This window comes from Chromobacterium sp. CV08 (assembly GCF_051129845.1).
In the GTDB taxonomy this organism is placed as follows: Bacteria; Pseudomonadota; Gammaproteobacteria; order Burkholderiales; family Chromobacteriaceae; genus Chromobacterium.
The window spans coordinates 1,688,305-1,702,743 of sequence record NZ_CP150453.1 but is presented as its reverse complement, the minus strand read 5'-3'; the positions used below and the strand labels follow the sequence as shown (position 1 = coordinate 1,702,743).

Genomic DNA, 14,439 nt, shown 5'->3' with positions numbered 1-14,439 from the left:
GACAGGACGACATGGTGAACGCCTCATCGCCACAACGCATCGCCGTGATAGGCGGCGGCATCGCCGGCCTTGCCACGGCCCACTTTCTCTCCCAGCGCCACGCGGTGACGCTGTTCGAAGCCGCCGACTATCTGGGCGGCCATACCCACACCGTCGATGTCACGGTCGACGGCCGCGACTTCGCCGTCGATACCGGCTTCCTGGTCTTCAACGATCGCACCTATCCCAATCTGATCGCCCTGTTCCAGGAGCTGGGCATCCCCAGCCATCCCAGCGACATGTCGTTCAGCGTCTCCCTGGGCCACGGCCGGCTGGAATGGGCGGGACGCAATCTGGACAGCGTGTTCGTCCAGCGCGGCAATCTGCTGTCGCCCGGCTTCTGGGGCATGCTGTCCGACATCCTGCGCTTCAACCGCGAGGCGGAGCGCAATCTTCGCCGCGCGATCGAGGCCCCGCAGAGCCTGGGACGCCTGCTGGAAACCGATGGATACGGCGCGCGCTTTCGCCACCACTATCTGCTGCCGATGGCCGCGGCGATCTGGTCCAGCCCCTGCCGCGACATCCTGTCCTTTCCGGCCGAGACTTTCCTGCGCTTCTGCCTGAACCATGGCCTGCTGCAGCTGCGCGACCGGCCGCAATGGCGCACCGTGCCGGGCGGCGCCCGGCAATATGTCGATAAAATCGCCGCCGGACTGGCCGATGTCCGGCTGTCGACGCCGGTGCTGCGCGTGAGCCGCGTCGACGGCCGCCTGCGCCTGCTCACCGCCAGCAGCGAGGAAACCTTCGACGCGGCCGTGTTCGCCACCCATGCGCCGCAAACCCTGGGCATGCTGGCCGACGCGAACGAGCTGGAACGCAGGATATTGTCCGCGGTCCGCTACCAGGCAAACGAAGCCGTGCTGCACACCGACGCCGCGCTCTTGCCCCGGCGCGAAGCCGCCTGGTCGGCCTGGAACTTCCTGGCGGACGAGCCGGACGACAGCCGGGCGGTGGGCGTCAGCTATCTGCTCAACCAACTGCAGCCATTGCCTGTCAGGACTCCGGTGGCCGTGACCTTGAATCCGCCGCGCCCGCCCGATCCCGCCAAGGTGCTGGGCCGCTTCCGCTACGAACATCCTTTGCTCGATGCGGCGGCCATCGCCGCGCAAAAGGCTTTGCCCAGCATCCAGGGCAGCCACGGCTGCTGGTTCGCCGGCGCCTGGACCGGCTACGGCTTCCACGAGGATGGGCTGAAGTCCGCACTGCGCGTCGCGCAGGCTTTTGGACTGGCCCCGGCCTGGGCGAGGATGGAAAGATGAGCGGCGCCTATCTGCTGACCGGACAGGTGATGCACCGTCGCCTGCGCCCGGCCGCCAACCGCTTTGTCTATCCGGTGTTCTGCCTGCGCCTGAAGTTGTCGGCGCTGGAGGAGGCGCATGGCTTCTGGTTCGGCGTGAACCGCTGGCGGCCGCTGTCGCTGCGCACGCGCGACTACGGCCCGCGCGACGGCTCGCCGCTGCTGCCGTGGGCGCGCGCGCGGCTGGCGGAAGCCGGCCTGCCGGCCGACGGCGAAATCTGGCTGCAAACCTTTCCGCGCGTGTTCGGCTATGCCTTCAACCCGGTCAGTTTCTGGTATTGCCACGATGCTGCCGGCCGCTTGATCGCCGTGCTGGCCGAAGTGAACAACACCTTCGGCGAGCATCACGGCTATCTGCTCAGTCCGCCCCGGGGCGGCGAGATCACCGCCTCCAGCCAGCTCGCCTGCCGCAAGCTGCTGCATGTTTCGCCTTTTTGCCGCGTGGAAGGCCATTATCGCTTCCGCTTCGCCGAACAGCCGGGCCGCGCGCTGGTGCGCATCGACTATCACGACGCCGCGGGCGCCTTGCTGCACACCTCGATAGCCGGCCGCCTGCAAGCCTTGACGGCGGCGGCCGCCGCCGCCGCCTTGTTGCACCAGCCGCTGCTGACGCTGGGCGTCATCGCCCGCATCCACTGGCAGGCGCTGAAGCTCTGGCTCAAACGCGTCCCCCTTTCCCGTAAACCGCATCCCCCCGCCGCCGCGCTCAGCCGCGGCCAGGAGTTGAAACCATGAGCGCGAGCCAACCGATCAACCTGTCTCGTCCCGGCCTGCCTGCAAGCGGACGGGCCTTGCTGGCCTTGCTGGCCAAGTTGCGCCAGGGCAGCCTTAAAGTTTGCACTCCGGATGGCGAAACGTTGTGGTTCGGCGCCCCTCACGACGAGGCCGACGCCGAGCTGCAGCTGCGCGACTGGCGCGCCTGCGGCCGCATCCTGGCCGGCGGCGATATCGGCTTTGCCGAGGCCTATCGCGACGGCTGGCTGGACAGCCCCGACCTGACGGCGCTGCTGCGGCTGGCGCTGCGCAACGAGGATGCCTTGCGGCTGGGCGAACTGGGCCGCTGGGCCGCTCGGCTGTGGCACAGGCTGCACCACCTGCTGCGCGTCAACAGCCGTCGCGGCAGCCGCCGCAACATCCATGCCCATTACGATATCGGCAACGATTTTTACCGGCTGTGGCTGGACCCGAGCTGGACCTACTCCAGCGCCTGGTTCGACGGCGACTACGGCCTGTCCTTGGCCGACGCGCAAGCGCGCAAGTACCAGCGCATCTGCGAGCAGTTGCGGCTGCGCCCCGGCATGCGCGTGCTGGAAATCGGCTGCGGCTGGGGCGGCTTCGCCGAGCATGCCGCCCGCCTCGGCGTGGCGGTGCACGGCATCACCATCTCGGACGCCCAGCTGGACTTCGCCCGCCGCCGCCTGGCCGACGAAGCGCTGGTCAGGCTGGAACACCGCGACTATCGCGACCTCTCCGGCCAATACGACGCCATCGTGTCGATCGAGATGTTCGAGGCGGTGGGCGAGCGCTACTGGCGCGGCTATTTCGACACCGTGCGCCGCTGCCTGAAACCGGGCGGCCAGGCGCTGGCGCAGAGCATCACCATAGAGGAGTCCCGCTTCGAGGCTTACCGCGCCGGCGCCGACTTCATCCAGACCTTCATCTTCCCGGGCGGCATGCTGCCCAGCCGCGAGCGCTTCCAGCGGGCCGCGCAGCAAAGCAGCCTCGCATGCGGCACGCGGCTGGACTTCGGCGCCGACTACGCGGAAACGCTGCGCCGCTGGCGCCAGGCCTTCGAGGCCAATCTCACCGCCGTCCGCGGCCAGGGCTTCGACGAGGCCTTCATCCGGCTGTGGCGGCTGTATCTGTGCTACTGCGAAGCCGGTTTCGACGAAGGCCGCATCGGCGTTTCGCAATTTCTGCTGCAAAGGCCGTGATCATGCGCGCCCCCGCCTGGCTTGCCGCCCTGGCCGCGCTCGCAGGCTGTGCCGGTCCCGCCGTCGGCGATTACGCCGCCGATCGACCGCTGCTGGATCCCGGTCGGTTCTTCCTCGGCAAGACCGAGGCCTGGGGCATGTTCCAGGACCGGCAAGGCCGCGTGGCCAAGCGCTTCACCGTCGACATGGACGGCGAACGACGGGGCGAGGAGCTGGTGCTGACCGAGCGCTTCCATTACAGCGACGGCAGCCGCCAGCAGCGGGTATGGCGGCTCAAGCCCATAGGCGGCGGCCGCTGGCGCGGCCTGGCCGACGACGTGGCGGGCGAGGCCGTCGGCGAGACGGCCGGCAACGCGCTGCGCTGGCGCTACACGCTGAAGCTGCCGGTGGACGGCAAGACATACCAGGTGCAGTTCGACGACTGGATGTTCCTGCAGGACGAGCGCAGCCTGCTCAACCGCGCGCAGATGAGCAAATTCGGCTTCCGCCTGGGCGAAGTCACGCTGTTCTTCCGCAAGCCGGAGCCCAGGCCATGATGCCGCGCCTCAATCCGGTCATAGCGGACTGGCGCGCGCGCCGGGTGTGGGTGATAGGCGCGTCCAGCGGCATCGGCGCGGCCTTGGCCGGCGAGCTGCTGACAGCCGGCGCCGAAGTCATCCTGTCGGCGCGCCGCACCGAGCCGATGCGCATGCTGGCGGCGGGCTGGCCAGGCGCGCGGGTGGAAACGCTGGACGTGACCGATCCGGCCGCCTGGCAGACCGCCTGGTCGCATCTGGAGGCCGCCGGCGCGCTGCCCGATTTCGTGGTGTTCTGCGCGGCCGACTACCGGCCGCAAACCTGCCTGGACCTGTGCGCCGAGGAAACCCGCCGCCTGCTCGACACCAATCTGCTGGGGGTCTATCACGGTCTGGAGCTCATCCTGCCGGCGATGGCGCGGCAAGGCCGCGGCGGCGTGGCCCTGATCGCCAGCGTGGCCGGTTACGCCGGCCTGCCCGGCGCCGCGGTCTACGGCCCCGGCAAGGCGGCGCTGATCAATCTGGCGGAAATCCTCTACACCGAGCTCAGGCCGCGCGGGGTCGCGGTTTACCTGATCAATCCCGGCTTCGTCGCCACGCCGCTCACCGCCAAGAACGACTTCGCCATGCCGGCGCTGCTGACGCCGCGCCAGGCGGCCCGGCACATCATGCGCGGACTCGAACGCGGCGCGTTTGAAATCCACTTCCCGCTGCGCTTCACCGTATGGCTCAAACTGTTGCGGCTGCTGCCCTACCGGCTGCGGCTGCCCTTGCTCGCGAGGTTGGCAAGACCATGAAACGCATTCCTACCCAAACCGAATGGCAGGCCCTGCTCGACTGGTACCAGACGCTGACGCCGGACACGCTGCCTGACATCGGCCGCTATTACGCCGAAGAGGCCCGCTTCAAGGACCCGTTCAACGACGCGCGCGGCGTGGCCAGGATCCAGGCGGTGTTCCGCCACATGTTCAAGACGCTGGAACACCCGCGCTTCACCGTTATCCACGCGCTGCGCGACGGCGACCAGGCCTTCATCACCTGGGATTTCCATTTCGTCTACGCCGGCCGTCGGATCAGCATTCACGGCGGCAGCCATCTGCAGTTCGACGCCGACGGCAAGATCACGCTGCACCGCGACTACTGGGACGCGGCGGAAGAGCTGTTCGAGAAAATTCCGCTGCTCGGCCTGCCCGTGGCATGGCTGCGCAAGAAGCTGAGGGTTGTCTGATGGCGGCTACGGCATTCAAGGGCAACAAGGCGGCGTTGCCGTCCAAACCCTGCGCCGCCTGCGGCCGGACCATGAGCTGGCGCAAGAAATGGCGCGCCGGCTGGGACGCCGTCCAGTATTGTTCCGAGCGCTGCCGCCGCAGGAAAGGCAAGGCGCCATGACCATCCTGCGGCTGATCCTGGGCGACCAGCTCAATCCCTCCCACAGCTGGTTCGCCGAGCCCGACGCCAACGTGGTGCATGTGATGATGGAAATCCGCCAGGAAACCGATTACGTGCGCCACCACGCGCAGAAAATCCTGGCCATCTTCGCCGCGATGCGCGACTTCGCCTCCCAGCTGAAAGCGCAAGGCCACCGCGTGCGCTACGTCGCCATAGACGACGCCAGCAACCGCCAGTCGCTGACCGGCAATCTGGACGCGCTGATCGCCCATTACCGCGCGGCGGCGGTGGAATACCAGGCCCCGGACGAGTGGCGGCTGGACCGCCAGTTGGCGGAATGGGCGGCCGGCCTGCCCATACCCTGCCGCATGGCGGACAGCGAACACTTCTACACCGCGCGCGGCGAGGCGGCGGCGTTTTTCGGCGCGCGGCGGCAATGGCGGCAGGAGACCCTATACCGCCACCTGCGACGCCGGCACGGCATTTTGATGGACGAGAACGGCGAGCCGGCCGGCGGGCGCTGGAATTTCGACGCAGACAACCGCCGGCGCTGGCCCGGCGACCCGCCCGAACCGGACGATGCTCGGCCAGCCCATGATCACAGCCGGCTGTGGCAAACCATCGTCGACGCCGGGGTGGACAGCTTCGGCCAGCCGCAGGCGGACGCGCTGCGCTGGCCGCTCAACCGCGCCGAGGCGCTGACGCAGCTGGACGTCTTTGTCGACCAGGCTCTGCCCCATTTCGGCGCCTACCAGGACGCGATGAGCCCGCGCGCGCGGCGGCTGTTCCATTCGCTGCTGTCCTTCGCCCTCAATGTGAAAATGCTGAACCCGCGCGAGGCGGTGGATGCCGCCGTCGCCGCCTGGCGCCGGGGGGACGCGCCGCTGGCCGCCGTGGAAGGCTTCGTCCGGCAGCTGCTGGGCTGGCGGGAATACGTACGTGGCGTCTACTGGGCCAGGATGCCCGGCTACCGCGACTGCAACGCGCTGGACCACCGCCTGCCGCTGCCGCGCTGGTTCTGGGACGGCGACACCGGCATGCGCTGCCTCGCCCACGCCATCGGCCAATCGCTGGAAGACGCCTACGCCCACCACATCCAGCGGCTGATGGTGATAGGCAATTTCAGCCTGATCGCCGGCCTGTCGCCGCAGGCGCTGCACGAATGGTATCTGGGCGTCTACATCGACGCCTTCGAATGGGTGGAGCTGCCCAACACGCTGGGCATGAGCCAGTTCGCCGACGGCGGGCTGCTGGGCAGCAAGCCTTACGCCGGCAGCGCCGCCTATATCGGCCGCATGGGCGACTACTGCGCCGGCTGCCGCTACCGGCCCAAGCAGCGCGTCGGCGCCGACGCCTGCCCGTTCAATGCCTTGTACTGGGACTTTTTCCAGCGCCACCGCGCGCGGCTGGCCGCCAATCCGCGGCTGGCCCTGGTCTACCGCCAGCTGGACAAGCTGCCGGAAGCCGAACGCGCCGCCGTCGCCGCGCGCGCCTCCGCACTGCAAACCGATCTAGACGCACTGTGAGATCCGCCATGCTGAACAAAACGCTCGCGCTGTTCGTCGTTGTCCTGCTGCCGCTCACCGGCTGCTCTACCGCGCCGCCGCCCGGCATCGCCCCGGTGCGGGGGTTCCAACTGGAACGCTACCAAGGCCGCTGGTATGAAATCGCCCGCCTCGACCACCGCTTCGAACGCGGCCTGCAGGCGGTGAGCGCCGACTACAGCCGCAATGCCGACGGCAGCATCCGCGTGCTCAACCGCGGCTACGACGCTGCCGCCGCGAGCTGGCGCGAAGCCGTCGGCAAGGCCTGGTTCAACGGCCCTGCCGATGTCGCCTCGCTGAAAGTCTCGTTCTTCGGCCCGTTCTACGGCGGCTACCATGTGGCGGCGCTGGACCCCGGCTACCGCTGGGCGGTGGTGGTCGGACCGGACAAGGACTATCTGTGGCTGCTGTCGCGCGACAAGCAGCCCGCCGCCGACGCCAGGCCGGCCTTGCTGGCGGTGGCGGCCAGGCTGGGCGTGCCGGCCGACAAGCTGATCTGGGTGAGGCAGGACCGTGGCGACAACTAGGCGGCTGAATCCGGAAAAATTGCTGCTGAGCAAATGGACCGCCGCCGCGCCGCGAAACCGGGAGAAGCACTTCCTGGTGGTGGCGCTGGGCCGGCCTGCGCCGGACATGCCGGTGGAAACGGTCACGCTGGAGGCGGTGCATAGCCGGCGTCGGCAAACCATGGCGTGGCAGGCGCTGCGCGACGAGGACCAATGGCTGCAAGGTTGGCAATGAAAACCTGGCCATCGCCGCACAGCATGGGCTTGCCTCGCGCCGGCAATGTTTTTATCGTTTAAGAGTCGCTGACAAAACCCCTGATCCTGCGTTGCGCCTCCTTGCCGTACTGCCTGTACTGTCTGCGTCGGCGCGCCTTGGCTCAGGTGCTTTGCGAGGTTTTGTCAGCCACGCCAAGCATGTCTTCGCATCCATCGTCATGGAGTGTCGCCATGGAGTTGTTCGATACCTTGTCCGCCCAGATCCGTCATATGCGCCTGCCGCTGTTCGCGGTCAGCCTCAGCGCGGTTCCCTTTCCCGATACGCCGCTGCTGTTGATGCTGCATTGGCATGGCTTCCGCAAATCCGCCCCTGACCGCGCGCGGACGGCCCCCAGCATGCTGCGGCAAGTGCCGGCGTCGGCCTTGCAGCTGACGCGCAGCTGGGACGCGCTGTCGCGGGTGGAGGAAGAGATTCTGGACGCGGCGTGGCAGCTGGGCGCCTGGAGCCTGTTGCGCGACGAGCGGCGCGGCTGCAACACCATGGGCGCCGCCGCCGGCGAGGAGCTGGCCTGCCGCCAGGCTTTCGGGGACTTGCCGCCTATCGACGGCCAGGAAAGCGTCGTGGCCGAGGCGCCCGACGCATCGGAGATGATGCGGCTGGCGGCCCGCCGCGGCTATGTTTGCTGGCAGTTCCGTCCGGTGCACGGCGGACTGTGGCGCGAGCTGGCCGAAGACGACACGCTGGGCGCGGAAGGCCGGCGCGAGCCCCCCTGCCCGCTCGCGCCGCGCGCCTGTCACGGCGGCAAGGCCGCCAGGACCGAATACCGTTTCGGCCGCGTCGAACGCATCATTCTTTAGCCGGATTTTTTCTGAAAAAAACCTCTTGAAAAGTTTTTGGCCCGCCCTTACTTCGTCATTCGTCAGCCGCCCAGGCTGAGTTTGACCGGCAAGCGCGGGCCTTTTCCCGCCTGCGGCCGGCCGGTCTCAATACCGTTTCCAATGATCTGAATCGCACAGGAGATTGATATGCAAATCCGTCCTCTGCACGACCGGATTATCGTCAAGCGGGTCGAAAAGGTCCGCCAGACGGCTTCCGGCATCGTCATCCCCGACAGCGCCGCGGAAAAGCCCGAGCAAGGCGAAGTGCTGGCGGTCGGTCCCGGCAAGCGCCTGCCGGACGGCACCTTGCTGCCGATGCAACTGAAGGTGGGCGATCTGGTGCTGTTCGGCAAATACGGCGGCCAGACCGTCAAGCTGGACGACCAGGAATACCTGGTGCTGCGCGAAGAGGACGTCTTCGGCGTGATCGAAGGCGCGTCCGAGTCCGGCCGCAAGGCTGCCTGATTTTCTACATTCATCACAGGAGTTAAACCATGGCTGCGAAAGAAGTCCGCTTCCACGACAACGCCCGTGAGCGCATCGTCAACGGCGTCAATGTGCTGGCCGACGCCGTGAAAGTCACCCTGGGCCCGAAAGGCCGCAACGTGCTGCTGGCGCGCAGCTTCGGCGCGCCGCACATCACCAAGGACGGCGTGTCGGTCGCCAAGGAGATCGAACTGAAGGATCCGTTCGAGAACATGGGCGCGCAGATGGTGAAGGAAGTGGCGTCCAAGACCGCCGACGTGGCGGGCGACGGCACCACCACCGCCACCGTGCTGGCCCAGGCCATCGTGCAGGAAGGCATGAAATACGTCGCCTCCGGCATGAACCCGATGGACCTGAAGCGCGGCATCGACAAGGCCGTCCATGCCGTAATCAAAGAGCTGCAGACGCTGTCCAAACCGGTGACCAACCGCAAGGAAACCGCCCAGGTGGCCGCGCTGTCCGCCAACTCCGACGAGTCCATAGGCAAGATCATCGCCGATGCGATGGACAAGGTGGGCAAGGAGGGCGTGATCACCGTCGAGGACGGCAAGTCGCTGGACAACGAGCTGGCCGTCGTAGAGGGCATGCAGTTCGACCGCGGCTACCTGTCGCCCTACTTCATCACCGACCCGGAAAAGCAGACCGCCGTGCTGGAAGACCCGCTGGTGCTGCTCTGCGACAAGAAGATCAGCGCCATCCGCGACCTGCTGCCGGTGCTGGAGCAAGTGGCCAAGGCCGGCAAGCCGCTGCTGATCGTCGCCGAGGACGTGGAAGGCGAAGCGCTGGCCACCCTGGTGGTGAACAGCATGCGCGGCATCCTGAAGGTGGCCGCCGTCAAGGCTCCGGGCTTCGGCGACCGCCGCAAGGCCATGCTGGAAGACATCGCCATCCTGACCGGCGGCACCGTCATCTCCGAGGAAACCGGCCTCACGCTGGAAAAAGCCGGCCTGGCCGAACTGGGCAGCGCCAAGCGCGTGGAAATCGGCAAGGAAAACACCACCGTCATCGACGGCGCCGGCGACAAGGCCAAGATCGACGCGCGCGTGCAGGCCATCCGCGCCCAGATCGACGCCGCCACCAGCGACTATGACCGCGAGAAGCTGCAGGAACGCGTGGCCAAGCTGTCCGGCGGCGTGGCGGTGATCCGCATCGGCGCCGCCACCGAAGTGGAAATGAAAGAGAAGAAAGACCGCGTGGACGACGCGCTGCACGCCACCCGCGCCGCGGTGGAGGAAGGCATCGTCGCCGGCGGCGGCGTGGCCCTGCTGCGCGCCCGCGCCCACATCGGCGAGCTGAAAGGCGACAACGCCGACCAGGACGCCGGCATCCAGATCGTGCTGCGCGCGCTGGAGGCGCCGCTGCGCGCCATCGCCGCCAATGCCGGCGACGAGCCGTCGGTGATCGTCAACAAGGTGCTGGAGGGCAAGGGCAGCCACGGCTACAACGCCGCCAGCGGCCAGTTCGGCGACCTGGTGGAAATGGGCGTGATCGACCCGACCAAGGTCACGCGCACCGCGCTGCAAAACGCGGCCTCCATCGCCGGCCTGATCCTGACCACCGACGCCACCGTGGCCGAGGCGGCGCAGGACGGCAAGGCCAAGGCCCCGGCGGAGCTGGATTACTGATCCGACGGTCTGGTCCTCTTTCCTCATCGGCCCGCGCTTATGCGCGGGCTTTTTTTCGCCGAAAGGATAAACAGGCATAAATCAGCTATACGCTATGGAACAGCCGATTCTCAATCGATGCGAGCGGACAAGCCGCTACCTCGACGCACACGGAAGCGGAAAAGCCTTATGCCCCAAGGACGGCGGTTTTCATTCACTTTGCCTCCCGACGGCGTCCCCGCCGCCTGGAGCCTGGGCGCTTGCCTGTTGCTGGCCGTGACCGCGGCGCTGGCCGCCCCGCCGCTGAAGAACTGGTTCAACGACCCGTTCTTCCAGGTCCGCGACAGGATGGCCGCCTGCCCGATGCCGCAGGGGCCGTTCGCCACCGAGGCCGAGATGAGGCAGCAGGCGCATTCGCGAATCGAACGCGGCACCAGCTGCTGGATGGCCGGGCAATGCAGGAAACCCAATGCCTATATGTATGACGAAGATATCGCCGCCGATCTGCGGCGTCGCTTCGCCGGCAGCCGCCGCTTCGCCGACGCCAGCCTGTGGATCACCGTGCAGCGCCGCTTCGTCTATGTGGAAGGCTGCGTCGGCAGCCGGAGAACGGCCTCGGGCATCGTCTCCTTCATCAAGCGGACGTCCGACGTGCAGCTGGTGGTCGACAACATCGTCGTCGGCGCCGGCAAGCCGAATTATCCGGTGATGCCGGGACGATGATCGATCGCTGTCGAATCCGTTCGATCGGCCGGACGGCCATTGTCCCTCCCCGCCGCATCGCGCGTCCCGGCGGAAAACCGCGGACGCTAAGCGTCGGCGTAACGCCGCATGCCGTCGACCAGCGCGTCGAACACCGCCTTGCAGGCGGGATTGTGGCGCAGGTCCTCGTGCATGGTGATCCAGGTGTCCATCGACAGGCCATAATGCTCGGGCAGCACGCGGCGCAGGCCGTAGCGCCGCGCCAGCGGCAGCTGGCAGAAGCCGATGCCGGCGCCGGCCCGCAATAGCGCGAGCTGGGCCAGGTCGCTGTCGCTGCGCAGGCCGAATCTTTCCCGGCTCAGGCCCGGCATCCGCTTGGCCGCCTCCCGCACGAAGGCGCTGGGCCGGTCGAAACCTATCAGGCTGTGGCCGTCCAGCTCCGCCACCTCGGCCGGTTCGCCGCGCGCCGCGAGATAGGCCGGCGCCGCGTGCAGGCCGATCTCGATCTCGCCTATCGGACGGGCGATCAGCTGCGCCTGCTGCGGGCGCATCATCCGTACCGCGATGTCGGCCTCGCGCTGCAGCAGGTCCTGCGCGCGGTTGCTCAAGACCAGCTCCACCACGATGCCCGGATGACTCAGACGCAGCTCGGCCAGCATCGCCGGCAGCGCCTCCACGCCCACCACTTCGCTGGCCGTCACCCTCACCACGCCGCTGGGCGCGTCGCTCCGGCCCGCCGCCATCCGCTCCAGCGCCGCGGCGTTGCTGGCCATCGCCTCGGCGTAGCGGCCCAGCGACCTGGCCGCGTCGGTCGGCAGCAAGCCGCCCTGCCAGCGGGTGAACAGCGAAATGCCCAGCGCGGCCTCCAGCGCGTCGACATGTCGGCCCAGCGTGGGCTGGGCCAGGCCCAGCACGCGCGCCGCAGCAGACAGCGAACCCTCGCGCAGCACCGCCAGGAAGGATCGATACAGCTGCCAGTCTATCGTCTTATCCATACATAAATGTATTGATGATCTACTGTTTTAGTCAATTCCGTATTGCTTCGGAGCGCCATAAGATGGGCCATCGCAAACGGAGGAGGAGCAGGATCATGACGGCGCAGCAACAAGTTCTGGTGATAGGGGCGGCAGGCGGCATCGGCGGCGAGCTGGCGCGCCAGCTGCGCGACGCGGGCTGGCGGGTTCGCGGCCTGGTGCGCAGGCTGGAACAACCCGAATTGTCCCGCGACGGCATAGCCTGGGTACGCGGCGACGCGATGCAGCCCGACGACGTGGCGAAGGCGGCCCGGGGATGCGCGGTGATCGTCCACGCGGTGAACCCGCCCGGCTACCGGCTCTGGGCCGAGCTGGTGCTGCCGATGCTGGACAACACGATAGCCGCGGCGCGGCGGCTGGGCGCGACCGTCGTGCTGCCGGGAACGGTCTACAACTACGGGCCGGACGCCTTCCCCGTCATCGCCGAGGACGCCCCTCAACGTCCGCTGACGCGCAAAGGCGCGATACGGGTGGAAATGGAGGCCCGACTGCGCGCCTACGCGGCCTGCGGCGGCCGGGCGCTGATCGTGCGCGCCGGCGACTTCTTCGGTCCCGGCGCAGGCAACAACTGGTTCTCGCAAGGCCTGATCCAGCCCGGCAAGACGTCCGGCCGCATCCAGAATCCGGCCGCGCCCGGCGTCGGGCATCAATGGGCCTACCTGCCGGACGTAGCGCGCAATATCGTCGATCTGCTGGCGCGGCGCGAGTCGCTGGAGCCTTTCGCCACCTTTCATCTCGGCGGCCATTGGGACCAGGACGGCACCGAGATGGCGCAGGCGATACGCCGCGTGCTGCAAAAACACGGCCTGGACGCGACGGTGACGGCCTTCCCGTGGTGGCTGATCCGGCTGATCGCGCCGTTCAACGCCACGCTGCGCGAACTGATGGAGATGCGCTATCTGTGGCGCAGGCCGGTGCGGATGGACAACCGCCGGCTGCTGGAGGCGCAGGGTCGGGAATGGCTGACGCCGCTGGAGCAGGCGGTGGAGGCGACCTTGCGCGGCCTGGGCTGCCTGCCGCGTTGAGCCCGCCGGCCGCGGCGTGTCCGCTCGCGGCCGGCATCATCGGCAAGCGAACGCTTACCCCATAGGAATATTTCACCCAGCGCAATATTATAAATGCATTAAACGGACTACCCTCAAAACCAGAGAACCAAAACATGGCAAGCGCGCGGCCCGGACCGCGGCGAAGCGGTCCGGGCCGGATCCGTTTCCCATATGGACACCTACCCGCCTCGAGCCGTCGAAACCGCGCAAGGGTTCCATAAATTCCGTTCCCGACCGACAATCGAAGGATTTGAACCTCCCCTCAAGCACTGGATGCGCCCATGTCCCCGCCCCTGAATCTGAATCTGCTGCGCTCGCTGGAGGCGCTGCTGGAGACGCGGAATCTGACCCGCTCGGCCGCCCGGCTGGGACTGACCCAATCGGCGATGAGCCGCCACCTGGTGCAATTGCGCGCGCAGTTCCAGGACCCGCTGCTGCTGCGCGAGGGGCAGCGCTTCGTGCTGACCGAGCGGGCGGAGGAGTTGCGCCAGGGGCTGAAGACGGTGCTGGAGCAGGTGGAACAGCTGTACCAGCCGCCGCGGTTCGACCCTTCCGCCTGCGAGCGGGAATTCTCCTTCGCCGGCTCGGACTACCTGGCCGAATACATGCTGCCGGACATCCTGGACCGGGTGCTGCCGCAGGCGCCGGACATGCGGCTGAAATTCCTCCCCTGGCAGGCGGGCCGTTTCGACATGCTGTCGGACGGAACGGCGGACCTGATTTCCACCATCGCCGACGAGGTGCCGGACAATATCTACGGCAAGTCGCTGGGCCGGGACCGCCCGATGTGCGTGATGGCCGACGACCACCCGCTGAGCAAGCAGCCGGCGCTGGCGCTGGACGACTACCTGGCCTGGTCGCACGCGCGCGTCAGTTCCGCCAGCGACAAGGACGGTTTCGTCGATGTCCAGCTGGCGGGCAAGGGCTTGAGCCGCAGCGTCCGCATCGCCACGCCCTACTTCGTGTCGGCGCTGAGCATCGTCTCCCGCAGCCGGCTGCTGCTGACGCTGCCGGAACATCTGGCCGTCCGCTTCCAGCGCCAGTTTCCGGTATGCGCCAAGCCCATGCCCTTCATCGACCACACCTACCGCTACTGGCTGCTGTGGCACGGCCGGACGGACAAGGACCCGGCGCACCGCTGGTTCCGCGGCCAGGTGTTCGACGTGCTGTACCACTCCATCCACGGCGTCAGCAAGTATGCGGGAGACGCATAGCGGCTATCCGCCGATGGCGGTTCTGTCCGCCGCG

Annotated in this window: 17 protein-coding genes; 16 read left to right on the top strand and 1 reads right to left on the bottom strand. The window is 67.7% G+C overall.

Features of this window, described 5'->3' with window-relative positions; translation table 11 throughout:
• Nucleotides 1-11 precede the first annotated feature (11 nt).
• From WNM05_RS08185 to WNM05_RS08120, 14 genes are all read left to right on the top strand, one after another.
• Entirely contained in the window at nucleotides 12-1,298 is a 1,287-nt protein-coding gene (locus WNM05_RS08185; protein ID WP_434634059.1) for an NAD(P)/FAD-dependent oxidoreductase, read from the top strand.
• Nucleotides 1,295-2,071, top strand: coding sequence for a DUF1365 domain-containing protein (locus tag WNM05_RS08180; RefSeq protein ID WP_434634058.1), 777 nt, complete (start codon nucleotides 1,295-1,297; stop codon nucleotides 2,069-2,071). Before WNM05_RS08185 ends, WNM05_RS08180 begins: the two co-directional genes overlap by 4 nt.
• Nucleotides 2,068-3,270, top strand: a complete 1,203-nt coding sequence (locus tag WNM05_RS08175) for a class I SAM-dependent methyltransferase (protein ID WP_434634056.1) — start codon at nucleotides 2,068-2,070, stop codon at nucleotides 3,268-3,270. Before WNM05_RS08180 ends, WNM05_RS08175 begins: the two co-directional genes overlap by 4 nt.
• A 2-nt stretch (nucleotides 3,271-3,272) precedes the next feature.
• Nucleotides 3,273-3,806, top strand: a complete 534-nt coding sequence (locus WNM05_RS08170) for a DUF3833 domain-containing protein (RefSeq protein ID WP_434634055.1) — start codon at nucleotides 3,273-3,275, stop codon at nucleotides 3,804-3,806.
• Complete coding sequence (locus WNM05_RS08165; protein ID WP_434634053.1) at nucleotides 3,803-4,582, top strand: SDR family NAD(P)-dependent oxidoreductase; 780 nt, start codon at nucleotides 3,803-3,805, stop codon at nucleotides 4,580-4,582. The genes WNM05_RS08170 and WNM05_RS08165 overlap by 4 nt, the downstream gene beginning before the upstream one ends.
• Nucleotides 4,579-5,013, top strand: coding sequence for a nuclear transport factor 2 family protein (locus tag WNM05_RS08160; protein ID WP_434634052.1), 435 nt, complete (start codon nucleotides 4,579-4,581; stop codon nucleotides 5,011-5,013). The genes WNM05_RS08165 and WNM05_RS08160 overlap by 4 nt, the downstream gene beginning before the upstream one ends.
• Entirely contained in the window at nucleotides 5,013-5,174 is a 162-nt protein-coding gene (locus WNM05_RS08155) for a DUF2256 domain-containing protein (protein WP_434634050.1), read from the top strand. The genes WNM05_RS08160 and WNM05_RS08155 overlap by 1 nt, the downstream gene beginning before the upstream one ends.
• The gene (locus WNM05_RS08150) at nucleotides 5,171-6,700 is read left to right on the top strand and encodes a cryptochrome/photolyase family protein (RefSeq protein ID WP_434634048.1); all 1,530 of its coding nucleotides are present in this window, start codon (nucleotides 5,171-5,173) and stop codon (nucleotides 6,698-6,700) included. The genes WNM05_RS08155 and WNM05_RS08150 overlap by 4 nt, the downstream gene beginning before the upstream one ends.
• A gap of 8 nt (nucleotides 6,701-6,708) precedes the next feature.
• Entirely contained in the window at nucleotides 6,709-7,245 is a 537-nt protein-coding gene (locus WNM05_RS08145) for a lipocalin family protein (protein WP_434634047.1), read from the top strand.
• Nucleotides 7,232-7,459, top strand: a complete 228-nt coding sequence (locus WNM05_RS08140) for a TIGR02450 family Trp-rich protein (RefSeq protein ID WP_434634044.1) — start codon at nucleotides 7,232-7,234, stop codon at nucleotides 7,457-7,459. The genes WNM05_RS08145 and WNM05_RS08140 overlap by 14 nt, the downstream gene beginning before the upstream one ends.
• A gap of 212 nt (nucleotides 7,460-7,671) precedes the next feature.
• Nucleotides 7,672-8,298, top strand: a complete 627-nt coding sequence (locus WNM05_RS08135; protein WP_434634041.1) for a diguanylate cyclase — start codon at nucleotides 7,672-7,674, stop codon at nucleotides 8,296-8,298.
• 168 nt (nucleotides 8,299-8,466) lie between these two features.
• Nucleotides 8,467-8,784, top strand: coding sequence for a co-chaperone GroES (locus tag WNM05_RS08130; RefSeq protein WP_434634039.1), 318 nt, complete (start codon nucleotides 8,467-8,469; stop codon nucleotides 8,782-8,784).
• Between the two features lie 29 nt (nucleotides 8,785-8,813).
• Nucleotides 8,814-10,430: a chaperonin GroEL gene (gene groL, locus WNM05_RS08125; protein ID WP_434634036.1), complete on the top strand. Its 1,617-nt coding sequence runs from the start codon at nucleotides 8,814-8,816 to the stop codon at nucleotides 10,428-10,430.
• Between the two features lie 168 nt (nucleotides 10,431-10,598).
• Nucleotides 10,599-11,132, top strand: coding sequence for a BON domain-containing protein (locus tag WNM05_RS08120; protein ID WP_434634035.1), 534 nt, complete (start codon nucleotides 10,599-10,601; stop codon nucleotides 11,130-11,132).
• A gap of 86 nt (nucleotides 11,133-11,218) precedes the next feature.
• Here WNM05_RS08120 and WNM05_RS08115 read toward each other — a convergent pair whose 3' ends face one another.
• The gene (locus WNM05_RS08115; RefSeq protein ID WP_434634033.1) at nucleotides 11,219-12,106 is read right to left on the bottom strand and encodes a LysR family transcriptional regulator; all 888 of its coding nucleotides are present in this window, start codon (nucleotides 12,104-12,106) and stop codon (nucleotides 11,219-11,221) included.
• A gap of 95 nt (nucleotides 12,107-12,201) precedes the next feature.
• On the opposite strand from WNM05_RS08115, the gene WNM05_RS08110 reads away from it, so the two are divergent.
• A complete protein-coding gene (locus WNM05_RS08110) occupies nucleotides 12,202-13,170 on the top strand; it encodes an NAD-dependent epimerase/dehydratase family protein (RefSeq protein WP_434634032.1) in 969 nt (322 codons plus the stop codon).
• Nucleotides 13,171-13,472: 302 nt separating this feature from the next.
• Nucleotides 13,473-14,405, top strand: coding sequence for a LysR family transcriptional regulator (locus WNM05_RS08105; RefSeq protein ID WP_434634031.1), 933 nt, complete (start codon nucleotides 13,473-13,475; stop codon nucleotides 14,403-14,405).
• Nucleotides 14,406-14,439: the final 34 nt, after the last annotated feature.